Origin of the sequence: Streptomyces sp. NPDC051907, from assembly GCF_040681075.1 — a bacterium.
GTDB lineage: Bacteria > Actinomycetota > Actinomycetes > Streptomycetales > Streptomycetaceae > Streptomyces.
In genome coordinates this window covers 28,426-49,908 of sequence record NZ_JBFAYB010000036.1, presented here as the reverse complement: position 1 = coordinate 49,908, position 21,483 = coordinate 28,426, and the positions used below count along the sequence as shown (strand labels likewise).

The following is a 21,483-nucleotide window of genomic DNA, read 5'->3' as shown; positions in this document are numbered from 1 at the left end:
CTGCAGTACGACACGAAAGTTCTCCAGCATGTCTGCTGAATCTTCTGAGCGTGCTCCGCACGCGGGCGCCGGCGCCAGCTACGCAGCCGCGGGCGTCGACATCGAGGCGGGAGACCGCGCGGTCGAGCTCATGAAGGAGTGGGTGAAGAAGACGCAGCGCCCCGAGGTCGCCGGCCTCGGCGGCCTGGGCGGCTTCGCCGGCCTCTTCGACGCCTCCGCTCTCAAGCGCTACGAGCGTCCGCTGCTCGCCTCCGCCACCGACGGCGTCGGCACGAAGGTCGACCTCGCCCGCAAGATGGGCGTGTACGACTCGATCGGCCACGACCTCGTGGGCATGGTCGTCGACGACCTCGTCGTCTGCGGCGCCGAGCCGCTGTTCATGACCGACTACATCTGCGTCGGCAAGGTCCACCCCGAGCGGGTCGCCGCGATCGTCAAGGGCATCGCCGAGGGCTGCGTCCTGGCCGGCTGCGCGCTGGTCGGCGGCGAGACCGCCGAGCACCCCGGCCTGCTGGGCGAGGACGACTTCGACGTCGCCGGCGCCGGCACGGGCGTGGTGGAGGCGGACCGTCTGCTGGGCGCGGATCGTATCCGTACGGGTGACGCGGTCATCGCGATGGCCTCCTCGGGCCTTCACTCCAACGGGTACTCGCTGGTCCGTCATGTCCTGTTCGACCGCGCGAAGATGTCCCTCGACCAGCAGGTCGAGGACTTCGGCCGCACGCTCGGCGAAGAGCTGCTCGAGCCCACCAAGATCTACTCGCTGGACTGCCTGGCGCTCACCCGGACCACCGAGGTGCACGCTTTCAGCCACATCACCGGCGGCGGCCTCGCCAACAACCTGGCCCGGGTCGTTCCGGACAGTCTGCACGCGGTGGTCGACCGTTCGACCTGGACCCCGGGCGCGGTGTTCGACCTCGTCGGCAAGGCCGGCCAAGTCGAGCGGCTGGAGCTGGAGAAGACCCTGAACATGGGCGTCGGCATGATCGCCGTCGTGCCCGGCGAGTCGGTGGACGCGGCGCTGGCCACCCTCGCCGACCGCGGGGTCGACGCCTGGGTCGCGGGCGAGATCACCGAGCGCGGCGACCACGCCACGGGCGCGGAGCTGATCGGCGACTACGCGAAGTGAGACCGCGGGACCCGGCCGGGTTCCGCGCGGGCAGCGCGAAACCCGGTCCGGGCTTCGGCCTCGGACCGGGTCACGTGGGTCTGCGTTGAGACGTGGTGAGGTGTGCGTACGTCAAGCGCCGCGGCGCTGCGACGACGGACCGGACTCTTCGTCCTCGTCATCGTCGTCGTTGTACAGATCCGCGTACTGTGCGTACGGGTCATCTTCCTCTTCGTCGTCCTCGAACGGCTCGCCGTTCGGCGGTTGACTCGAAGGTGATGCGCCCAGCTCATTGGCCAGACGCGACAGGTCTGTCCCGCCGCTGTTGTACTTCAGCTGGCGGGCGACCTTCGTCTGCTTGGCCTTGGCCCGGCCGCGCCCCATGGCTCGACCCCCTCGGTGACGGGGCTCGACGGCCCCAGAGTCTTGACACGCGTTCATGATTCAGAACGGGCTCTCCGCAGAGAGACCGGTCCGTAGGGCTTCAACGGTACCTGCTTCCGCGGCCATACGGTACGCCGCCCGCATGACGCGCCACTTCGCAGAACCCGCAAGGAGCCCCGTCCTCGCTGGTCAACTGCGATTTTAACCTCTTCTTGGCAGTCGACCCGCCGACCGGGGTGAGTCTTCTCTCCCAGAGGGTCCCCCGGCGGCCTCCCGGGCCGCGCCCTGCGGCGTTCCCCGGCGCGCACCCCGGCGGACTCACGGCGCTCGCCCGTCGTTCACCCCGGGTCGCCCGCTGTTCTCCCGGCGGCGCTCCACCGGTCTCCCGGCGCCTCTCACCGGGAGACCCAGCGGCTGCGGACGTCTCCCCGACGGGGTGCCGACCGCCGTTTTCCGGTCAGCGGCCGCGCGCCTCCGCCATCCGCTGCTCGGCGATCCGGTCGGCCGCGGCGGCCGGCGGAATCCCGTCCGCCTTCGCACGTGCGAATATTGCCAGCGTGGTGTCGAAGATCTTCGCGGCCTTGGCCTTGCACCGGTCGAAGTCGAAGCCGTGCAGCTCGTCGGCGACCTGGATGACGCCGCCGGCGTTCACCACGTAGTCGGGGGCGTAGAGGATCCCGCGGTCCGCGATGTCCTTCTCGACGCCCGGGTGGGCGAGCTGGTTGTTGGCCGCGCCGCACACGACCTTGGCGGTCAGCGCGGGGACGCTGTCGTCGTCGAGCGCGCCGCCGAGCGCGCAGGGGGCGTAGACGTCCAGGCCCTCCACGCGGATGAGCGCGTCGGTGTCGGCGACCGCGGCGACCTGGCCCGGGTGCTTGTCGAGGATCCGGCGCACGGAGTCGGCCCGCACGTCCGTGATCACGACCTCGGCGCCGTCCGTCAGCAGGTGCTCGACCAGGTGGTGTCCCACCTTGCCGACGCCCGCGACGCCGACCTTGCGACCGCGCAGGGTCGGGTCGCCCCACAGGTGCTGGGCGGATGCGCGCATGCCCTGGAAGACGCCGAAGGCGGTCAGCACGGAGGAGTCGCCCGCGCCGCCGTTCTCGGGGGAGCGGCCGGTCGCCCAGCGGGTCTCGCGGGCCACGACGTCCATGTCGGCGACGTAGGTGCCGACGTCGCAGGCGGTCACATAGCGGCCGCCGAGGGAGTCCACGAAGCGGCCGTAGGCCAGCAGCAGCTCTTCGGTCTTGATCGTCTCGGGATCGCCGATGATCACGGCCTTGCCGCCGCCGTGGTCAAGGCCGGCCATGGCGTTCTTGTACGACATGCCCCGGGAGAGGTTCAGCGCGTCGGCGACGGCCGCTTCCTCGGAGGCGTACGGGTAGAAGCGGGTGCCGCCCAGGGCCGGGCCCAGGGCGGTCGAGTGGAGGGCGATGACGGCTTTGAGCCCGGAGGCGCGGTCCTGGCACAGCACGACTTGCTCATGGCCGCCCTGGTCCGATCGGAACAGGGTCTGCAGTACATCGACGGACGCGCCGGTCACATCGGTCACGGTGGTGACTCCCAAGTACGAAGCGGCGGAAGGAGGGCCTTCCTGTGGGTGGGGATGGCCCAGTTGGGGAGAGGGTAAGTCCTACGCGCGCGTAGATCCGACGCAGTGCTGAGGATCACCCCCTCCCGGAGTAAGCCCGTGGAAGGATTTGCGGCATGCCAGCGCTGTCATCGGTTCTCGTCCCGTACGCGGCCTACCTGCGGATCTACGAACCGCTGGCGGCCTTTCCCGAGCCCGAGCGGACCCACTGGGCCCGCTATGCGCGCCGGGACGGGGCGCCGACGGCCCAGGACGAGCTGAACCGGTCGCTGGCCGACCTGCTGCCCACCCCGCCGGTGCCGGTGCCGGTCCACGAGAGCGCGGACGCCTTTGTGACGGAGGTGGACGGGGTGGTGTGCGTCTGCCCCTGGCGGACCCGGCTGCGCGGCTGGCTGGCGCTGGAGGAGCTGGCCGAGCGGCTGCCGCCGGCGCTGCTGGACGCGGCGATCCCGCCGGTGGTGCGGGGGCAGGCGGCGGCGGACTACGAGCAGTGGCGGCTGCGGAACCCGGACGCGCGGCCCTGGATCAGGACGGCGGTCTGGCAGGTGCCGGTGCGCTGGTTCGCGCTCTTCGACGACGAGGAGCGGGACTACGAGGCGGCCGGGGAGACGGGGGCCGCCCGGCTGCGCTACCGCACGCCCATGGTGCAGGCGAGGCGGCGGCTCGCGCGGACGCTGCGGGCGCTGCGGGAGTCGATCGACGAGGGCGAGCTGACCGAGGGCCTGGTGGACGTGGGGAAGTGGCTGGAGGAGTTCCATCCGCGCTCCCTGGTCGAGCTGGACTACGGCGGGCTGGTGCACGCCCTGTCCGAGCGGCAGCTCGCCGAGGACCGGTCGGCGGCCGATCTCGCCGAGGGGATCGCGGCGCTGCGGGCCGGGGACGGCGACGGCGCGGACGAGGCGTACGGCCGGCTGACGGAGCGCTGGCGGGCCGTCAGAGATCGTCAGTTCGCCAACTGACCATTGTTATGCCACTGATGTTCGCTTTCGGGCGTCAATGTTGGATCATTGAGGACTGTCGGCTAGGACGTAGGTCCCGATCCGGGCCTATGCCTCAAGCGTGACGGACGGCACTTACTGGGCCCTTGCGTCTATCGCCCACCCTCGTGTCAAAATAGGACAAGGAGTCCGGGGAGGGCTCCTTCCGCCTAACTATGGGCGGATTACTCTGCATTGCACGCTATGGGGGGTCTGGTGGCTCCTGATCGCTCTGTGACTGATCGTCACTGTGACGTGACTGTCCGCTATGGCATGGTCCATCGGCTTCCGCCGCTGATGAACACCTGAGAGGGCAATTCCATCGGTTTGGCCGACGTGGCTGGACAGATGGTGTAGTTGTAGTGCCGAGGACAAGCCGTTCGTCCTATAACCGACTCGGCTCGCGTCCGCCATTTCGGGCAACGCGGGTCAAGGTGCAGAATTTAGAGGAAAGAACCGAGAAGGTTCGGTTCTCCCGAGGAGGCCGCTCATGACCGCTCGCACCCCTGATGCCGAGCCGCTGCTGACCCCGGCTGAGGTTGCCACGATGTTCCGCGTGGACCCGAAGACGGTGACCCGCTGGGCCAAGGCGGGCAAGCTCACGTCCATCCGCACGCTCGGTGGACATCGTCGGTACCGCGAGGCAGAGGTCCGCGCACTGCTTGCGGGTATTCCGCAGCAGCGCAGCGAGGCCTGACACACCCCATTATCGGGCGTTTCCGGGGCCCCCATCCCGGCTCAGCCCGTCTATAGCTCCACATGACACGGTCTGCCCCAACAGGCTTCGTCGTCGATCGCGTTGGACTCCGCCGGGTCCAGCGCGATCTTTTTATGCCCTGGTTCACACCCCGGCCCTTCTGGGTCCCAGGGGCCTCACGGTCATGCCCTGAGGCCGTGCCGGCACCTCTTCCGCGCCTCTTCTGCGCCCCTCCCGCGCCTCCTTGAGCCTTGCGCGCCCTTGCCTTCCGCGTGTCCGGCGGGTGTGCGGCACGTGTGTTTCGCGTGCAGGTCGCGCAGGGGAGGCGTGTGGGTTCTGTCCCGGGATGGGGGCGGCTGTGGCCGTCTGGGGGGAGGGCGCCGACCGCCCTGGAGGGGTCCGGAAGGGGGTGCAATTGCACATATTAAATTGGTTGGTTGTAGGGAGGGGGTAAGTTCCCAGGTTCTGGAAACTAGTTCGGTGACTCCCGTCACAGTGCACGCCTCTTGCCAAATTCGAGCCTGCCACGGAAAAACTGACGCGCAACCCGAGCTGGAGTCACCGCCGGAGTCACTGCCGAGATCACCGCTGGGGTCGCTGCCGAGGTCACTCGTCGGCGAGGCCTCTGTCCTCGGGTCCGGACGGCTCCATGGCGAGCCGCTGGAGGCGATGACAGATGGGGCAGTGCCTTGTGAGGTGCCGGTAGCCGGACGCGGCCTTCAGATGGGCGCGTAGAAGCGCTCTGGTCTCGTGCTGCCTTGCTGCGGACGCCGCCATGCACGTCACCTCCGGTGTGTGCCGTCCCTTATGGACTGGGTACCGGTGGCAGATGACGCCGTCAAGATGCGGGTGCGCGGAGGGTCCGAATCCGGGCGCGCGAGCCGTGCGCCGGCCCGGGGCTCGCTCCCCCGCCCTGTCCCGCCTTGGCCCACTCTGCGCGGGGCTGCGCCCCCGACGCCCTTCTCCCGCCCTCGTACGGCCCTGGCCCTCCCGCGCTCCGGCAGCGTGAGCGCGGGCGCGTCTGTCGGCGTGCGGGGCCCACGCGCGCGAGGAACGCGCTCCCGGCGCTCGTCCGGGCTCCCAGGGCGGCTCTCAGGGCGGCTCACGACCGGCTCGAGACCGGCCTCGTGGGAGCCCGCTCGCTCCATGCGGGCATACGACGAAGGCCCGCACCATTCGGTGCGGGCCTTCGCAATACACGCGGTCCTGACGGGATTTGAACCCGCGGCCTCCACCTTGACAGGGTGGCGAGCACTCCAAACTGCTCCACAGGACCAGGTTTCGCAGCCCGATTGCTCCTTGGCTGCGAGAGAGACTGTACAGCAGGTCAGAGGGTCCGGTCGAACTCACTCATGGCGACGGCCGGATCACGGCGCCGCCGCGTCGATCGCCTTCACGATCCGCTTGTCCGAGACGGGCTGCGCCGTGCCCAGCGCGTGCGCGAAGTAGCTCACCCGCAGCTCCTCGATCATCCAGCGGATGTCCAGGACCTCCTGCGGCACGGGGCGCCCCTGCGGCAGCTGTTCCAGCAGCCAGGCGTACTCGTCCTGCATCTCGTGGACCTTCTCCATACGGGTCGTGTCGCGCTGGACGGCCGTCGGCATCTGCTGGAGCCGGCGATCCACCGCCACGAGATAGCGCATCAGGTCCGGCAGCCGCCGCAGGCCCGTCGCCGTGACGAAGCCGGCCGGCATCAGCCGCGTCAGGTGCTCCCGTACGTCCGCTGCATTGGCGACCAGCGCCAGGCTCTTCGTCGACTTCAGCCGGCGCTCGCACGCCTGCCAGGCAGCCAGGATCTGCTGCACCTGGCTCACCGTGCGCACCGTCGCGTCCACCAGGTCCGCGCGCACCTTGTCGAACAGCTTCCGGAACGACTCCTCGTCCCAGGCCGGCCCGCCGTGGTCCGCGATCAGCTTGTCCGCCGCCGCCGTCGCGCAGTCGTCGAAGAGGGCCTGGATCGAGCCGTGCGGATTGCTCGACAGGGCGAGCTTGTGCTGGTTGGTCAGCTTGTCCGAGGCGAACTTGGCGGGGTTCACCGGGATGTTGAGCAGGATGAGCCTGCGCGTGCCCCGCCACATCGCCTGCGCCTGCTCCGCCTCCGTGTCGAAGAGCCGTACGGACACCGGGCCCGTCGCGGCGCCCCCCTCGTCCACGAGCGCGGGGTACGCCTTGACCGGCTGGCCCGCGCGCCGGGTCTCGAAGACGCGGCTCAGCGCGCCGATCGTCCAGTCCGTCAGGCCGGTGCGCTCGATGGACTCGCCGCCCGGGCTCGCGCTCGCCGCGGCCTGGGACAGCGCCTGGCGGGCCTTCGGCTTCAGCTTGAGCTTCAGCGCCTCCAGGTCCTTGTCCTCCGCGAGCTTCTTGCGGCGCTCGTCGACGATCCGGAACGTGATCTTCAAATGGTCCGGGACCCGGCCCAGATCGAAGTCGTCCCCCGTGACCGGGACGCCGACCATGCGCTGCAGCTCCCGCGCGAGCGTGACCGGCAGGGGCTCCTGGAGGGGCACGGCCCTGTCCAGGAACGCCTTCGCGTAGTTCGGCGCCGGGACGTAGTGGCGGCGGATCGGCTTGGGGAGGGAGCGGATCAGCTCCATCACCACGTCCTCGCGCAGTCCCGGGATCTGCCAGTCGAAGCCCTCGGCGGTGACCTGGTTCAGCACCTGGAGCGGGACGTGGACGGTCACGCCGTCGGCGTCGGCGCCCGGCTCGAACTGGTACGTCACCCGGAACTTCAGCCGACCCTGCCGCCAGGAGTCGGGGTAGTCGTCCTTGGTGACCGCGCCCGCCTTCTCGTTGATGAGCATCTCGCGCTCGAAGTCGAGGAGCTCGGGCTCCTCCTTGCGCTTGTGCTTCCACCAGGAGTCGAAGTGCGCCCCGGACACGACGTGCTCGGGCACCCGCTGGTCGTAGAAGTCGAAGAGCGTCTCGTCGTCGACCAGGATGTCCCGGCGCCGCGCCCGGTGCTCCAGCTCCTCCACCTCGGTCAGGAGCCGGCGGTTGTCGGCGAAGAACTTGTGGTGGGTGCGCCAGTCGCCCTCGACCAGCGCGTTGCGGATGAACAGATCGCGGGAGGTCTCCGGGTCGATCCGCCCATAGTTCACCTTGCGGTCGGTGACGATCGGCACGCCGTACAGCGTGACCTTCTCGACCGCCATCACCGCCGCCTGGTCCTTCTCCCAGTGCGGCTCGCTATAGGTGCGCTTGACCAGGTGCTGGGCCAGCGGCTCGATCCACTCGGGCTCGATCTTGGCGTTGACCCGCGCCCACAGCCGGGACGTCTCCACCAGCTCCGCCGACATGACGAACCGCGGGGGCTTCTTGAAGAGCGCCGAGCCGGGGAAGACCGCGAACTTGGCGCTGCGGGCGCCCAGGTACTCGTTCTTCGCGCCCTCCTTCACATCCTTCATGCCGATGTGGGAGAGCAGGCCCGCCAGCAGCGAGACATGGACGGACTGGTCCGGAGCGGGGGCGTCCGCCGAGGCCTCCTCGAAGTGCATCCCCATCTGCTTGGCGACCGTGCGCAGCTGTGCGTAGATGTCCTGCCATTCGCGAATGCGCAGGAAGTTCAGGTACTCCTGCTTGCACATACGGCGGAAGCTGGAGGAGCCGCGCTCCCGCTGCTGCTCGCGGACATAGCGCCAGAGGTTGAGATACGAGAGGAAGTCGGAGGTCTCGTCCTTGAAGCGGGCGTGCTGCTGGTCGGCCTGCGCCTGCTTCTCGGCGGGGCGCTCGCGGGGGTCCTGGATGGAGAGCGCGGCGGCGATCACCATGACCTCGCGCACGCAGCCGTTCTTGTCGGCCTCCAGGACCATCCGGGCCAGCCGCGGGTCGACGGGCAGCTGGCTGAGCTTGCGCCCCTGCGCCGTCAGCCGCTGCCCCTTCCTCCCCTCCGGGGACTTCTCCGCCTGCTCCAGCGCCCCCAGCTCCTGGAGGAGCTGGACGCCGTCGCGGATGTTGCGGTGGTCCGGCGGGTCGATGAAGGGGAACTTCTCGATGTCGCCGAGGCCGGCCGCGGTCATCTGGAGGATGACGCTCGCCAGGTTCGTACGGAGGATCTCCGCGTCCGTGAACTCGGGACGGGAGACGAAGTCGTCCTCGGAGTAGAGCCGGATGCAGATTCCGTCGGACGTACGGCCGCAGCGGCCCTTGCGCTGGTTGGCGCTGGCCTGGCTGATCCGCTCGATGGGCAGGCGCTGGACCTTGGTGCGGTGGCTGTAGCGGGAGATGCGGGCGGTGCCGGGGTCGATGACGTACTTGATGCCGGGGACGGTCAGGGACGTCTCGGCGACGTTCGTGGCGAGGACGATCCGGCGTCCGGTGTGGGGCTGGAAGACGCGGTGCTGCTCGGCGTGCGAGAGACGGGCGTACAGCGGCAGGACCTCGGTGAAGCGGTACTGCTTCTTGTTGAGCGCGTCCGCCGTGTCGCGGATCTCGCGCTCGCCGGAGAGGAAGACGAGGATGTCGCCCTTGCCCTCGCCCTGGAGCTCCTCCACGGCGTCGCAGATCGCGGTGATCTGGTCGCGGTCGGACTCCTCGCCCTCGTCCTCCAGCAGCGGGCGGTAGCGGACCTCGACGGGGTACGTACGGCCGCTGACCTCGACGATCGGCGCCTCGCCGAAGTGGCGGGAGAAGCGCTCCGGGTCGATGGTCGCGGAGGTGATCACGACCTTGAGGTCGGGGCGCTTGGGCAGCAGCTGCGCGAGGTAGCCGAGCAGGAAGTCGATGTTCAGGGACCGCTCGTGGGCCTCGTCGATGATGATCGTGTCGTACGCGCGCAGCTCGCGGTCCGTCTGGATCTCGGCGAGCAGGATGCCGTCCGTCATCAGCTTGACGAAGGTGTCGCCGCCGACCTGGTCGGTGAAGCGGACCTTCCAGCCCACGGCTTCGCCGAGCGGGGTGCGCAGCTCCTCCGCGACGCGTTCGGCGACGGTGCGGGCGGCGATCCGGCGGGGCTGGGTGTGCCCGATCATGCCGCGGACGCCCCGGCCGAGCTCCAGACAGATCTTGGGGATCTGCGTCGTCTTGCCCGAGCCGGTCTCGCCGGCGACGATCACGACCTGGTGGTCCCGTATCGCCTCCAGGATCACGTCCCGCTTCTGGCTGACGGGCAGCTCTTCGGGGTAGGCGACCTCGGGCACCCGGCCGGCGCGCTGTTCGATGCGGGCCGCGGACTTCTCGGCCTCGGCGGCGATCTCGTCCAGCACGGCCTGCCGCGCCTCGGGCTTACGGATGCGGCGGGCGCCTTCGAGACGGCGGCCGAGCCGATGGGCGTCGCGCAGCGACGCCCCGGCCAGCAGGGTCTGAAGGTCGGCGAAGGAAGTAGACATACGGATTCCAGGATCGCACCCCTGGGAAAGCACTGGCGAACGCATTTCCACCACGAGCTGGTGCAGTATGGAACAGATCCGACCAGTTCCGAAGCGCCGTACGAGGGGGAGCGTGCCCATGCTGCTCTGCGGCGACCGCGTTCGGCGTCTGCCGACGGCCGCTGTGGGACTGCTGGGACTCCTCTTCTCCCTGCTCCTCTTCTCTCTGCTTCTCTGCACTGCGGCGACGGCCCATGGAGGCGCCACGGCGCCGACCCGTTCGGCCGACCCCGCCGTGACCGCGGTCGCGGCGCCCTCGCATATACAGACCGCGCGTATACAGGCGCAGGTGCTGGCGCGGCCGCCCGGCCAGGCGCCCGGCTGCGGCCAGGGCGCGCCCGACGACTTCAGCGGAGCGCACCCCGCCGCCCCGCCGCGCGGCTTCTCCGCGTACGAGCTGCTGCCCGCCCTGCACGACGCCCACGGCGTGTCGGGCGGCTGCTCCCAGGAGCAGACCGTCCTCGACGTGCCGCCCGGGCGGGGGCCGCCGCCGCTCGACCCTCCCTCGCCGGTGGAGCTGTCGATCCTGCGCGTCTAGGCCGGCGGTCACGCGCCGTGTGCGTGCCCGCTTACCTACCTTCGATCATTCGCTCAGGAGCAGTTCCATGCCCGTTTCCTCCTCCCCTACGCCTTCTTCGCCTTCCTCGCGTCCTCCGCGTCCTTCGCGTTCTTCGCGGAAGTCCCCCTCCCGGGTGTCGCTGGCCGTCGGCGCCGGGGCCGTCGCCGCCGCGCTGCTGCTCGGCTACGCCTCGTACACCGCCACCAAGCCGGACTCGTCGGGCTCCTCCTCCGCGGCCGAGGTCTCCGCCGACCCGGAGACCGACCCGTACGCCGAACTGGCGAAGCTCGCCCGCCGCGACGCGAGCGACCCGCTGGCCATGGGCCGGGTGGACGCGCCGGTCGTGATGATCGAGTACGCCGACTTCAAGTGCGGCTACTGCGGGAAGTTCGCCCGGGACACCGAGCCCGCGCTGGTGAAGAAGTACGTCGACGAGGGCACGCTGCGCATCGAGTGGCGCAACTTCCCGATCTTCGGCGCGGAGTCCGAGGCGGCGGCGCGGGCGGCGTGGGCCGCGGGCCGGCAGGGGCGTTTCTGGCAGTTCCACGCGGCGGCGTACGCGCAGGGCGCCAAGGAGGAGGGCTTCGGCGAGGACCGGCTGAAGGCCCTCGCGGAGCAGGCGGGCGTGCCGGACCTGGAGCGCTTCACGCGCGACGCGGACGGCGAGGCCGCCCGCGCGGCGGTGAAGCGGGACCAGGAGGAGGCGTACGGCCTGGGCGCGACGTCCACGCCGTCGTTCCTGGTGAACGGCCGGCCGATCGCGGGCGCGCAGCCGACTCGGACGTTCACGGAGGCGATCGAGGCGGCGAAGGCCCAGGCGGCGAGCGAGGCCAGGGAGGAAGCCGGCCCGGAGGCGGAGAAGAAGCCGGGGACGGAGAAGAAGACCGGCCCGGGGACGGACAAGAAGCCGGAGGGGGAGAAGAAGACCGGCCCGGAGGCGGACAAGAAGCCGGAGTCAGACAAGAACACCGGTCCGGAGACGGCCCAGTGACCGACGTCGGCTATCTGGCCGCCTTCCTCGGCGGCCTCCTCGCGCTGATCAGCCCGTGCAGCGCCCTGCTGCTCCCGGCGTTCTTCGCGTACTCCATCGACTCCGCCGGCAAGCTGCTGGCCCGTACCGCGATCTTCTACGCCGGCCTGGCCACCACGCTCGTCCCGCTGGGCGCCGCCGGGTCCTTCGCCGGCCGGCTCTTCTACGGCAACCGCGATCTGCTGGTGACCACGGGCGGCTGGCTGATCATCGCGCTGGGCGTGGCCCAGGTCCTGGGGAAGGGCTTCGCGCCCCGCCGCGTCGCGGAGCTGTCCGGCCGTATCCGCCCGACGACGGCGGTCTCCGTCTACGCCCTTGGCCTGGTCTACGGCCTGGCCGGGTTCTGCGCGGGCCCGATCCTCGGCAGCGTTCTGATGGTCGCGGCGGTCAGCGGCAGCCCGGTCTACGGCGGACTGCTCCTCGCGGTCTACGGCCTGGGCATGGCGGTCCCGCTCTTCCTGCTCGCGCTGCTGTGGGACCGCTTCGACCTCGGCGGACGGCGCTGGCTGCGCGGCCGTCCGCTGCGGCTGGGCCGGTTCGAGCTGCATACGACGTCGCTGCTGTCGGGCCTCTTCTTCGTGGTGCTGGGGACGGTGTTCCTGGTGTTCGACGGCACGACGGCGCTGCCGGGGCTGCTCTCGGTCGACGACTCGTTCGCCGTCCAGGAGTGGGCGCAGGGCATCGGCGAGGCGGTGCCGGACTGGGCGCTGCTGACGGCGCTGGTGGCGGTGGCGGCCGTGGTCCTGGGCGTACGGGGCCGGCGGCGCCGCGAACGAGCCTGACGGCGGGCGGGCCCCGATCCCCGCGAGGGTCGGGGCCTGCGCGCCCCGGGCACGCGCCGCGCAGACGACGAAGGCCCCGATCCGTGCGGATCGGGGCCTTCGAACTGTGGCTGGGGCCGGGGTCGAACCGGCGACCTATCGCTTTTCAGGCGATCGCTCGTACCAACTGAGCTACCCAGCCACGAAGCCCTTGCGAGCTTCAGCGGTCCTGACGGGATTTGAACCCGCGGCCTCCACCTTGACAGGGTGGCGAGCACTCCAAACTGCTCCACAGGACCAAGCAATGTGCGAGACCAAGTCTCGCACACGGTAATGCGTGCCCCCAACGGGATTCGAACCCGTGCTACCGCCTTGAAAGGGCGGCGTCCTGGGCCACTAGACGATGAGGGCTAAGGGCCCGCCTGGGCGCTTCGCAGCGCGTCGGGGACGTGAGAAGCATATGGGATGCGGGGAGCTATCGCCAAAACGGTTTACGGGGGCGAGGCAGAGGGGGTCGGCGAGGGCGTCGCGCCGGGCGTGTTCTCCTCCGGCAGATGGCGGCTGACCTCGGCAGTCGTCAGTCCCAGGCCCCCCAGCGTGATCTCGTCCCAGGCCTGGAGCCGGCGGGTCTGGCGGTCCAGATAGAGCACCGAGGCCCGCACCTTCTCCGGCTTCTCGTTCTGCACCGCCCGCAGGCCGCCGCCGCCCGTCGAGCCCTCGATCTTGAGGCGGGTGCCGTGCGGGAGGACCTCCGTCTTGCGGTGGTGGACGTGGCCCGCGAGGGCGAGAGGGACCTCGCCGTCGCTCTCGCGCGCGGCCACCGGATTGTGGGCGACCGCGATGTCGACGGGCGTGCCGGCGCGCTTCTGGTCGCGCAGGGCGGAGGCGAGGCGCAGGCCCGTCATGCGCTCCGCGGGGTCGCCTTGGGCGACGACCGAGCGGTCGGGGGTGAACTGGGGGTCGCCGCTGCCCGCGATCCGCACGCCCGCGACGGTGACCGCCCGGCCCTCGTCGAGGACGTGCACGTTCTCGAGGCGGTCGAGGTACGCCTGGGTGACGCGCGAGTCGTGGTTGCCGCGGACCCAGACGTAGGGCGCGCCGAGGTCGGAGACCGGGTCGAGGAAGGCGTTCTCGGCTGCCGTGCCGTGGTCCATGGTGTCGCCGGAGTCGATGATCACGTCTATGCCGTACTGCTCGACCAGCGAGCCGATGATGTGCCAGGCCGCCGGGTTGAGGTGGATGTCGGAGACGTGCAGCACGCGGACGGTGGCCGGGTCCGGCTGGTAGACGGGGAGCGTCGAGGTCGCGTCGTACAGCTTGGTGACGTTGGTGACCAGCCGCGCCAACTCCCGCTGGTAGACGTCGAACTCGGTGACGATGGAGCGGGCGTCGCCGACGAGCGAGGGGGCCGAGGAGAGCAGCCCGGAGAACTTCGGCTCGAGCACGGACTTCGGGTTCCAGGTGGCGTACGCGGAGGCGCCGGACGCGGCCAGCAGGGCGAGCGCGAGGCCGCCCGCGGCCAGTGCCCGGCGCGGGCGGCGGTAGACGGCGAGGCCGAGCGCGGTCGCGCCGGAGACGACGGCGACGCAGGAGCGCACGGCGAGCTCGGTCGTGCCGTCCGTCACGTCGCGGGCGACCTCGTCCTGGAGGCCGGAGAGCCGTTCGGGGTGCTTCACCAGGGCGCTGGAGCGCTCGGGGTCGAGCTGGTCGACGTCGACGTCGAGGCGGATGGGCGCGAGGTGCGAGTCCAGCTCCAGCGCGCCGAGCGGCGAGACGTTGATCTTCGTGCCGCCGGAGAGGGAGGGGCGCAGGGTCATGCTCGTGTCCATCGGGCCCACCGGGGTGCGGACGCTGCCGACGATCAGCAGCCCGAGCCAGGCGCCGAGCAGCACCACGGCGGTCAGTCCCAGCGCGCGGGCCCAGGGGTGCGGGCTGTCGACGAGGGCGCTGGTGGGGGCGGTGCGGCGGGAGCGGTAGTGGCGCTGGAGCCGGACGAGGCCGGAGTGGAGCGGGTGGTTCGTACGGAGCGGACGGATGGGTTCCGGTGCTTCGCGGGCCATTGGTCCCGTATGCCCAGGGCGAAGGAGGCCCATGCCGGGGGCGACCGTTCGCACGGGGTACGTGACAATGGCCACGTGCTGGAGATGACGCGCGAGGAGTTCGAGGAACTGGTCGCAGAGGCGCTGGACAGGATCCCGCCCGAGCTGACGCGGCTGATGGACAACGTCGCGGTCTTCGTCGAGGACGAGCCGGCCGCCGACGATCCCGAGCTGCTCGGGCTCTACGAGGGGACCCCGCTCACCGACCGCGGCGAGTGGTACGCGGGCGTGCTGCCGGACCGGATCACCATCTACCGTGGGCCCACGCTGCGGATGTGCGAGGACCGCGAGGACGTGGTCGCGGAGACCGAGATCACCGTGGTGCACGAGATCGCCCACCACTTCGGCATCGACGACGAACGGCTGCACGCGCTGGGCTACGGATGAGCCGCCCGCGCCGGACGAGCCGCCCGCGCCGGATGGGTCCGCGCCGCCCCCGCGGTCCGGCCTCCGAGGCGGTCGACCCGGACGTCGACCTCCACGCTCCCGACCAGCGCGCGGAGACCGCCGGCGCCCATAGGTGGCCGTTGCTCGCCGCCGTCTCGGCGGGCGGGGTCGTGGGAGCGCTGGCCCGGTACGGCGCGACGGTGCTGTGGCCCACGCCCCAGGGCGCGTTCCCGTGGGCGGTCTTCTGCGTCAACGTCCTGGGCTGCGCGCTGATCGGCGTGCTCATGCCGCTGGTCGGCGAAGGCGGCAGGCCGGCGCATCCGCTGGCGCGGCCGTTCTTCGGGGTGGGCGTGCTCGGCGGGTTCACCACCTTCTCGACGTACGCGCTGGACGTCTCCGATCTGCTGGAGCACGGGGAGGCGGGCAGGGCGCTGGCGTACGCGGGCGGCACGGCCGTGGCGGCCCTGGTCGCCGTCTGGCTGGCGGCGACGGCGACCAGGGCGGCCCTGAAGTGACCTGGCTGCTGGTGGCGGTGGGCGCGGCGATCGGCGCGCCGCTGCGGTATCTGACGGACCGTGCGGTCCAGGCGTGGCACGCGTCCGTCTTCCCCTGGGGGACCGTCGTCGTCAACGCGGCGGGCAGCCTGGCGCTGGGCGTGCTGGTGGGGGCGGCCGCGTCCTCGGGGACGTACGCGCTGCTGGGCACGGGTCTGTGCGGGGCGCTGACCACGTACTCCACGCTCTCGTACGAGACGCTGCGGCTGGCCGAGCGCGGCCGGACGCTCCTGGCCGCCGCGAATGTCGCGGGCTCGCTTCTGGTCGGGCTTTCAGCGGTGTTCCTGGGGCAGGAGCTGGCCCGCGCGCTGACGCGCTGAGGACCGGTTGCACAAGGAGGCGTACGGGAGCGTGGGGAGGCGTGTCCCTTGTGGGGCGCAGGGAGTTGGACAGTGAAACCCACGTACCGCATCCCACGCCCCTTTTGCCCCGGAGGTGCCCCCGTGCGCCAGTTGTCGGTCCCCTTGTCCGTCCCCGGCCGCCGGTTGGCCCTCGGGGTCGTCGCCTCGCTGGCCGTCATGGCCTCGGCAGGCTGCATGAGCGTGGGCGACGACGAGGGCAAGAAGCCCGCGCCCCGCTCGTCCGCCGATCGGCGCGGGGTCCTGGAGGAGGCGGACGGCGGTCAGTCGGGGCAGGGGGTCGGCCGGCAGGCCCGTACGTCCGGGCACGGCTCGGACAAGCCCGGCAAGAAGGGCGGGAAGGACGCGAAGGGCTCGGCGAGTCCGAGCGCCTCCGCGCCCGCGAAGGCCAAGCCGACGGGGGGCGGGCCGCGCCCGCAGACCCCCGACCCCACGCCGACGAACGAGGGGCCGCCCCCGTCCGTACAGCCGTCCGAGCCGGAGCCGACGCCCTCGGAGCCGCCGCCGGTGAGCCCCACGCCCCAGCCGAGCGAGCCGACCGACCCGCCGTCGGCGTCGTCCGCGCCGGAGGTGCACGCGGGGGCGCTGCGGCTGGTCGACGGGCAGAGCAGGCAGGGCGTGGAGGCGGAGCCGACGGCGTCCCCGCAGGTCAGCCCGGCGTAGCGGCGCTGTGGCGCCCGGGCTGGAGCTCGCTCGAAGCCGACGGGGAGCCGGCGGGGGGACGGCACCGGCGGGGCGGTGTCGTCGGCGTCACATCGAGGCGGTTTGCCTTCAGTGGGGGAGGGTGCGTATGGTGGTAGATCGTTTGATCCCATTGCCCGGCGCCGAAAAGGAAGAGCGCCGCGTGGCGCGTACTCTCCCTAGCCGTGGCTGACCGCATTGAGGCGGTCGATTTGCGAATTCACGGAGTTTGGGCGCGTGCCGAGACTCCGGAAGGTTTCGCATTTCGCATGTCCACTTTCAGTACTGATCACGCCGTCATGCCCGAGAACGAGTCGGCCGTCGAGGTCGTCGAGTCCATCGAGATCGTCGACGCGCCCGCCGAGTCCGCCGAGCCGACCGTCACCTTCGCGGACCTCGGTCTGCCCGAGGGCGTCGTCCGCAAGCTCGCGCAGAACGGCGTCACCTCCCCGTTCCCGATCCAGGCCGCGACCATCCCGGACGCCCTGGCCGGCAAGGACATCCTGGGCCGCGGCCGCACCGGCTCCGGCAAGACCCTCTCCTTCGGTCTGCCGACCCTGGCCACGCTGGCCGGCGGCCACACCGAGAAGAAGAAGCCCCGCGCGGTCATCCTCACCCCGACCCGTGAGCTCGCGATGCAGGTCGCGGACGCCCTCCAGCCGTACGGCGACGTGGTCGGCCTCAAGATGAAGGTCGTCTGCGGCGGTACGTCCATGGGCAACCAGATCTACGCGCTCGAGCGCGGCGTCGACATCCTCGTCGCCACTCCGGGCCGTCTGCGCGACATCATCAACCGCGGCGCCTGCTCCCTCGAGAACGTCCAGGTCGCCGTCCTCGACGAGGCCGACCAGATGTCCGACCTGGGCTTCCTGCCCGAGGTCACCGAGCTGCTCGACCAGGTCCCGGCCGGCGGCCAGCGCATGCTCTTCTCCGCGACCATGGAGAACGAGATCAGCACCCTGGTCAAGCGCTACCTGACCGACCCGGTCAGCCACGAGGTCGACAGCGCCCAGGGCAACGTCACGACCATGACCCACCACGTCCTCGTCGTGAAGCCGAAGGACAAGGCGCCGGTCACGGCCGCGATCGCCGCCCGCAAGGGCCGCACCATCATCTTCGTCCGCACCCAGCTGGGCGCCGACCGCATCGCCGAGCAGCTCTGCGACTCCGGCGTGAAGGCCGACGCGCTGCACGGCGGCATGACGCAGGGCGCCCGCACCCGCGTCCTCGAGGACTTCAAGAAGGGCTACGTCAACGCGCTCGTCGCGACCGACGTCGCCGCCCGCGGCATCCACGTCGACGGCATCGACCTGGTCCTGAACGTGGACCCGGCCGGCGACCACAAGGACTACCTGCACCGCTCGGGCCGCACCGCCCGCGCCGGCAAGTCCGGCACGGTCGTCTCGCTGTCGCTGCCGCACCAGCGCCGCCAGATCTTCCGCCTCATGGAGGACGCGGGCGTCGACGCCTCGCGTCACATCGTGGGCGGCGCCGGCGCGTTCGACCCGGAGGTCGCCGAGATCACCGGCGCCCGTTCGCTGACCGAGGTCCAGGCCGACTCCGCGAACAACGCGGCCAAGCAGGCCGAGCGCGAGGTCGTCGACCTGACCAAGCAGCTCGAGCGTGTGCAGAAGCGCGCGGCGGAGCTCCGCGAGGAGGCCGACCGCCTGGTGGCCCGCGCGGCGCGCGAGCGCGGCGAGGACCCGGAGACCGCGGTGGCCGAGGTGGCCGAGGCCGCGGTGGCCGAGGTCGAGGCAGCCGTCGCCGCGGCGGCGCAGCCCGAGGTCCGCGAGGTCCGCGAGGAGCGCGAGGGCCGGTCGTCGTATGACCGTCGCGACGACCGCGGCAACTTCGACCGCCGTGGCGGCGACCGTGGCGGCCGCTCCTTCGAGCGTCGTGACGACCGTGGCGGCGACCGTGGGGGCTTCCGCCGTGACGACCGTGGCGGCGACCGTGGCGGCTTCCGCCGCGACGACCGTCGCGACAACGACCGTGGTGGCTTCCGTCGTGACAACGACCGTCCCTCGGGCGGCTTCAACCGTGACGACCGCGGTGGCGACCGTGGCGGCTTCCGCCGTGACGACCGTGGCGGCCGCTCCTTCGAGCGCCGCGACAACGACCGTGGTGGCTTCCGTCGTGACAACGACCGTCCGTCCGGCGGCTTCAACCGTGACGACCGCGGTGGCGACCGTGGCGGGTTCCGCCGCGACGACCGTGGCGGCCGCTCCTTCGAGCGCCGCGACGACCGCCCCACCGGCGGCCACCGTGGCAGCGACCGTCCGTTCAACCGCGACCGTCGTGACGACCGCCCGTCGGGCGGCTTCCGCTCCGGCGGCGGCGACCGCCCCTACGGCCGCCGCGACGACCACCGCGGCACCGGCACGAACACCGGCTCCTTCGGCCGCCGCGACGACAAGCCGCGCTGGAAGCGCAACGGCTGATCCCGGCTGGGCGGCGTGACCGCCGGCTGACTGCCTGACTCACAGGGCCCGTACGACACGCTGGTGTCGTACGGGCCCTGCGGTGTTGTGAGGACCCGATCGCTCCTGCGCCCGGCGGTGTGCCCGCGTCGGCGTGTCGGCGGGCTGTTCCGAACGGGCGGGCAGGGCGCGCATCTGCCGCCCCCAGCCCGCCTCCCCGCGCCGCCCGGCGCACCACCGGGATACCCGATCGGCTCCGGGCCGGGCTCCGGCTATGCTGCTCAGGTGCGTCTTTCCGAGGGCCGTTAGCTCAATTGGCAGAGCAGCGGACTTTTAATCCGTTGGTTGTGGGTTCGAGTCCCACACGGCCTACTCGGCGGAGAGTCTTCACCGACTCGCTGACCTGCGCGCTCTGCGGCCCGACCGGGGTTTCCCGGCCGGGCCGCGGCTCGTCTGACGGCCTTTCGGGGCGTCTGCTCGCCCGAAGCGTGCCCGAGGCGCGGCGAGGCGATAAAGACCGTCTTCGCCGCGTAGACGAGCGAGGCGACGACACGGCGCAGGTCTCGCAGGTTGATCAACGGGAGATCGACGGGAGATCGGCGGGAGCGCGGTCGCGGCGAGGATGCGCCGGAAAGCGTCGCTCGCCTTCTCCGGGTGCAGCCATGAACCGTGGTCCCCGGTGAGCACGTTCCCCGTGTCGAACCACATCTCGCCGCGCGCCAGTCCGGCCCGCCGGTGCTCGCGGACACCCCAGCAGGGCCCCGGGCAGGCGCTCCGGGGGATCGCGATCGGGCTGGCCGCTGGCGTCGGAGGCATGGCCCCGCGTCAGCCCTCGCCGAGGTCCTCGCGGTGGTGGTCGGCCGTTGTTTCGAAGGCGCGGGTGATGGCGAAGGGGTCCGTCGGCATTGGGGCCCTGACCCCTCGGGTGCGGGTGAGCTCCGCTGCCACGAGTTGGGCCTGGGCCACGAAGTCCTTGGCGTGTTCCGGGACTTCCTGGCGGTCGTCGAATCGCTCCGGGCGGCTTCTCGACCTGGCGAGCGAGCGGACGTAGGCCTTCAGGTCCGGCAGGTCGGCGGCCCGCGCCTCCTCCAGGTTTCGGACGGTGTGGAAGGGCCTGGCCTTCTCCGCTCGGGGGGTGAGGTGGTCCGTGTCCGGGGCGAACAGGGCGCGCAGCGTGGCGGGGACGCTCGCGTGCTCGTGCTCCTCGCGGTCCACGGTGTGCCGTCTGATGTACGGGGAGACGATCACGGCCGGTACCCGGGGGCCGAGGAGGGAGAAGTCGAAGGACTCCGGCTCCCGGCGCAGGAGCGCGTGGCGCAGCCTCGTGGTCCAGGGGAGGGTCGAGGGGTCCTGGCCCTCGGCCGCGGGGCACGACGGCGGGGGGCGGTGGTCGAAGAAGCCGCCGTGCTCGTCGTAGGTGATCAGCAGCAGCGACCTCTTGAAGACCTCCGGGTTGCCGCGGAGGGCCTCGTAGACCGTCGCGATCAGCGCCTCGCCGCGTGCGAAGTCGGATGCGAAGTCGGAGGCGGCGTCGGATACGACGTCGGAGGCCGCGGGGCCGGCGCCGTCCTCGGAGACGTTGTTTCCCGGGTGCTGGCTGTTGCTCTCCGTGTCGAAGAGTCCCGAGACGCTCACCGCCGGGCGGCGCGGCCAGTGGTTCGGCTCCAGAAAGGAGTACGCGGGGAGCGTCCCCTTCTCGACATGCCGCTCGAACTCGGACAGATGGAACCAGTTGGCATGCCGGCGCGGGCTGTCCCACAGGTTCTTGAACGCCCACGCCTGCGGAATGTCGTCGTGGTAGATGTGCCATGGCTTCCGGTCGCCCAACTGGGCTGACTGCTCCAGCCGTTCGAAGATCGTGTCGTTGTGGAACCAGCGGATCTCGTTGCCGACCTCGCCGTCGGAGGTCGCCGCGTGCAGGAAGTTCCGGTTCGGCCAGGTCTCGCCGGGCACCGAGCAGAACCAGCGGGTGCAGACGCAGAACTCGAGCGCCAGCTTGGCCAGCACCGGCACGCGGGCGGGCGGCTGGCAGAGCATCGCCCCCGGCCCGAGGCCCGCCCGCGCCTTCGAGCTGGTGAGACGGTCGAGCCATTCCGCCAGCGGGCTGAGGAGGCCGTCGAACCGCCGTTTGGACAGCCCTCGGCCCTTGCGTTCCAGGCTCCGTACGAATCCCTGGTTCGTGGCCCGTCGCGCGCCGCCCGAGCCGCGGACCGCGAGCTGCTCCATCACCGCGTCATGGCTGTGGTCCGGGTCGATCCGCACCTGGCGCCCGGCCTGCGGGGTGGCTTCGACCGTGCCGCCGAGCCAGCCCGGGTTCGTATACGGGCCGCCGCGCCGCAGCCCGTCGAAGTCCGGGTCGGGATGGTCGAGGAAGCCGAGCATATGGTCGAAGGAGCGGTTCTCCAGGGCCAGCACGATCACATGCTCTATAGGCGCCCTGGCGTCGCCGGCGCCCATAGCGCCCATGGAGCCCGTCGGGTCAGCTTCCGCAGCCGTCATGCTTCTCGTGC

Annotated in this window: 17 protein-coding genes and 5 tRNA genes; 12 read left to right on the top strand and 10 right to left on the bottom strand. The window is 71.2% G+C overall.

All coding sequences use genetic code 11. The features are described 5' to 3' along the window. The first annotated feature begins 28 nt into the window (after positions 1-28). The gene (gene purM, locus AB0M39_RS20265; protein ID WP_365366182.1) at positions 29-1,129 is read left to right on the top strand and encodes a phosphoribosylformylglycinamidine cyclo-ligase; all 1,101 of its coding nucleotides are present in this window, start codon (positions 29-31) and stop codon (positions 1,127-1,129) included. A gap of 111 nt (positions 1,130-1,240) precedes the next feature. Here purM and AB0M39_RS20260 read toward each other — a convergent pair whose 3' ends face one another. Both AB0M39_RS20260 and AB0M39_RS20255 read right to left on the bottom strand, forming a co-directional pair. Continuing rightward, entirely contained in the window at positions 1,241-1,492 is a 252-nt protein-coding gene (locus tag AB0M39_RS20260; RefSeq protein WP_365366179.1) for a DUF3073 domain-containing protein, read from the bottom strand. A 457-nt stretch (positions 1,493-1,949) separates the two neighbouring features. Next, on the bottom strand, positions 1,950-3,044 hold the full coding sequence (locus tag AB0M39_RS20255; protein WP_365366177.1) for a Glu/Leu/Phe/Val dehydrogenase dimerization domain-containing protein: 1,095 nt from the start codon (positions 3,042-3,044) through the stop codon (positions 1,950-1,952). 155 nt (positions 3,045-3,199) lie between these two features. Between AB0M39_RS20255 and AB0M39_RS20250 the strand changes: the two genes are divergently transcribed. Together AB0M39_RS20250 and bldC are read left to right on the top strand one after the other, a co-directional pair. Next, positions 3,200-4,042, top strand: coding sequence for a hypothetical protein (locus AB0M39_RS20250; RefSeq protein WP_365366175.1), 843 nt, complete (start codon positions 3,200-3,202; stop codon positions 4,040-4,042). A 508-nt stretch (positions 4,043-4,550) separates the two neighbouring features. Continuing rightward, on the top strand, positions 4,551-4,757 hold the full coding sequence (gene bldC / locus AB0M39_RS20245; RefSeq protein ID WP_003949541.1) for a developmental transcriptional regulator BldC: 207 nt from the start codon (positions 4,551-4,553) through the stop codon (positions 4,755-4,757). 606 nt (positions 4,758-5,363) lie between these two features. On the opposite strand, the gene AB0M39_RS20240 is transcribed toward bldC, so the two are convergent. From AB0M39_RS20240 to hrpA, 3 genes are all read right to left on the bottom strand, one after another. Beyond that, a complete protein-coding gene (locus AB0M39_RS20240) occupies positions 5,364-5,534 on the bottom strand; it encodes a DUF6274 family protein (protein ID WP_365366173.1) in 171 nt (56 codons plus the stop codon). Positions 5,535-5,958: 424 nt separating this feature from the next. Next, positions 5,959-6,033, bottom strand: a tRNA-Asp gene (locus tag AB0M39_RS20235). A 91-nt stretch (positions 6,034-6,124) separates the two neighbouring features. Then, on the bottom strand, positions 6,125-10,084 hold the full coding sequence (gene hrpA / locus AB0M39_RS20230) for an ATP-dependent RNA helicase HrpA (protein ID WP_365366171.1): 3,960 nt from the start codon (positions 10,082-10,084) through the stop codon (positions 6,125-6,127). Between the two features lie 112 nt (positions 10,085-10,196). Here hrpA and AB0M39_RS20225 point away from each other — a divergent pair, with 112 nt between their 5' ends. The 3 genes from AB0M39_RS20225 (at position 10,197) to AB0M39_RS20215 (ending at position 12,494) form a co-directional block, all read left to right on the top strand. Beyond that, a complete protein-coding gene (locus AB0M39_RS20225) occupies positions 10,197-10,661 on the top strand; it encodes a hypothetical protein (RefSeq protein WP_365366169.1) in 465 nt (154 codons plus the stop codon). Positions 10,662-10,728: 67 nt separating this feature from the next. Beyond that, a complete protein-coding gene (locus AB0M39_RS20220; RefSeq protein WP_365366167.1) occupies positions 10,729-11,673 on the top strand; it encodes a DsbA family protein in 945 nt (314 codons plus the stop codon). Further along, positions 11,670-12,494, top strand: a complete 825-nt coding sequence (locus AB0M39_RS20215; RefSeq protein ID WP_365366165.1) for a cytochrome c biogenesis CcdA family protein — start codon at positions 11,670-11,672, stop codon at positions 12,492-12,494. Before AB0M39_RS20220 ends, AB0M39_RS20215 begins: the two co-directional genes overlap by 4 nt. Before the next feature lie 107 nt (positions 12,495-12,601). Here the strand turns inward: AB0M39_RS20215 and AB0M39_RS20210 are convergent. From AB0M39_RS20210 to AB0M39_RS20195, 4 genes are all read right to left on the bottom strand, one after another. After that, positions 12,602-12,675, bottom strand: a tRNA-Phe gene (locus AB0M39_RS20210). A gap of 22 nt (positions 12,676-12,697) precedes the next feature. Beyond that, positions 12,698-12,772: transfer RNA gene (locus AB0M39_RS20205), tRNA-Asp, on the bottom strand. A 39-nt stretch (positions 12,773-12,811) separates the two neighbouring features. Then, positions 12,812-12,884: transfer RNA gene (locus tag AB0M39_RS20200), tRNA-Glu, on the bottom strand. An 80-nt stretch (positions 12,885-12,964) separates the two neighbouring features. Continuing rightward, on the bottom strand, positions 12,965-14,533 hold the full coding sequence (locus tag AB0M39_RS20195; protein WP_365366163.1) for a metallophosphoesterase: 1,569 nt from the start codon (positions 14,531-14,533) through the stop codon (positions 12,965-12,967). Positions 14,534-14,608: 75 nt separating this feature from the next. On the opposite strand from AB0M39_RS20195, the gene AB0M39_RS20190 reads away from it, so the two are divergent. From AB0M39_RS20190 to AB0M39_RS20165, 6 genes are all read left to right on the top strand, one after another. Next, positions 14,609-14,959, top strand: coding sequence for a metallopeptidase family protein (locus AB0M39_RS20190; protein ID WP_327324599.1), 351 nt, complete (start codon positions 14,609-14,611; stop codon positions 14,957-14,959). Between the two features lie 32 nt (positions 14,960-14,991). Further along, positions 14,992-15,474: a fluoride efflux transporter CrcB gene (crcB, locus tag AB0M39_RS20185; RefSeq protein ID WP_365366219.1), complete on the top strand. Its 483-nt coding sequence runs from the start codon at positions 14,992-14,994 to the stop codon at positions 15,472-15,474. Next, entirely contained in the window at positions 15,471-15,833 is a 363-nt protein-coding gene (locus AB0M39_RS20180; RefSeq protein ID WP_365366161.1) for a CrcB family protein, read from the top strand. Before crcB ends, AB0M39_RS20180 begins: the two co-directional genes overlap by 4 nt. Positions 15,834-15,956: 123 nt before the next feature. Further along, positions 15,957-16,535, top strand: coding sequence for a hypothetical protein (locus AB0M39_RS20175; RefSeq protein WP_365366159.1), 579 nt, complete (start codon positions 15,957-15,959; stop codon positions 16,533-16,535). A 287-nt stretch (positions 16,536-16,822) separates the two neighbouring features. Continuing rightward, complete coding sequence (locus AB0M39_RS20170) at positions 16,823-18,994, top strand: DEAD/DEAH box helicase (RefSeq protein ID WP_365366157.1); 2,172 nt, start codon at positions 16,823-16,825, stop codon at positions 18,992-18,994. 278 nt (positions 18,995-19,272) lie between these two features. Next, positions 19,273-19,345: transfer RNA gene (locus AB0M39_RS20165), tRNA-Lys, on the top strand. 453 nt (positions 19,346-19,798) lie between these two features. Here AB0M39_RS20165 and AB0M39_RS20160 read toward each other — a convergent pair. Beyond that, positions 19,799-21,472, bottom strand: coding sequence for an alkaline phosphatase family protein (locus tag AB0M39_RS20160; protein ID WP_365366155.1), 1,674 nt, complete (start codon positions 21,470-21,472; stop codon positions 19,799-19,801). Positions 21,473-21,483: the final 11 nt, after the last annotated feature.

What these genes read in the sequence shown, in the direction of transcription:
- purM (WP_365366182.1), top strand. Translation starts at nt 29, where the DNA reads ATGTCTGCTGAATCTTCTGAGCGTGCTCCGCACGCGGGCGCCGGCGCC.
- AB0M39_RS20260 (WP_365366179.1), bottom strand. Translation starts at nt 1,492, where the DNA reads ATGGGGCGCGGCCGGGCCAAGGCCAAGCAGACGAAGGTCGCCCGCCAG.
- AB0M39_RS20250 (WP_365366175.1), top strand. Translation starts at nt 3,200, where the DNA reads ATGCCAGCGCTGTCATCGGTTCTCGTCCCGTACGCGGCCTACCTGCGG.
- bldC (WP_003949541.1), top strand. Translation starts at nt 4,551, where the DNA reads ATGACCGCTCGCACCCCTGATGCCGAGCCGCTGCTGACCCCGGCTGAG.
- AB0M39_RS20240 (WP_365366173.1), bottom strand. Translation starts at nt 5,534, where the DNA reads ATGGCGGCGTCCGCAGCAAGGCAGCACGAGACCAGAGCGCTTCTACGC.
- hrpA (WP_365366171.1), bottom strand. Translation starts at nt 10,084, where the DNA reads ATGTCTACTTCCTTCGCCGACCTTCAGACCCTGCTGGCCGGGGCGTCG.
- AB0M39_RS20220 (WP_365366167.1), top strand. Translation starts at nt 10,729, where the DNA reads ATGCCCGTTTCCTCCTCCCCTACGCCTTCTTCGCCTTCCTCGCGTCCT.
- AB0M39_RS20195 (WP_365366163.1), bottom strand. Translation starts at nt 14,533, where the DNA reads ATGGCCCGCGAAGCACCGGAACCCATCCGTCCGCTCCGTACGAACCAC.
- crcB (WP_365366219.1), top strand. Translation starts at nt 14,992, where the DNA reads ATGGGTCCGCGCCGCCCCCGCGGTCCGGCCTCCGAGGCGGTCGACCCG.
- AB0M39_RS20170 (WP_365366157.1), top strand. Translation starts at nt 16,823, where the DNA reads ATGTCCACTTTCAGTACTGATCACGCCGTCATGCCCGAGAACGAGTCG.
- AB0M39_RS20160 (WP_365366155.1), bottom strand. Translation starts at nt 21,472, where the DNA reads ATGACGGCTGCGGAAGCTGACCCGACGGGCTCCATGGGCGCTATGGGC.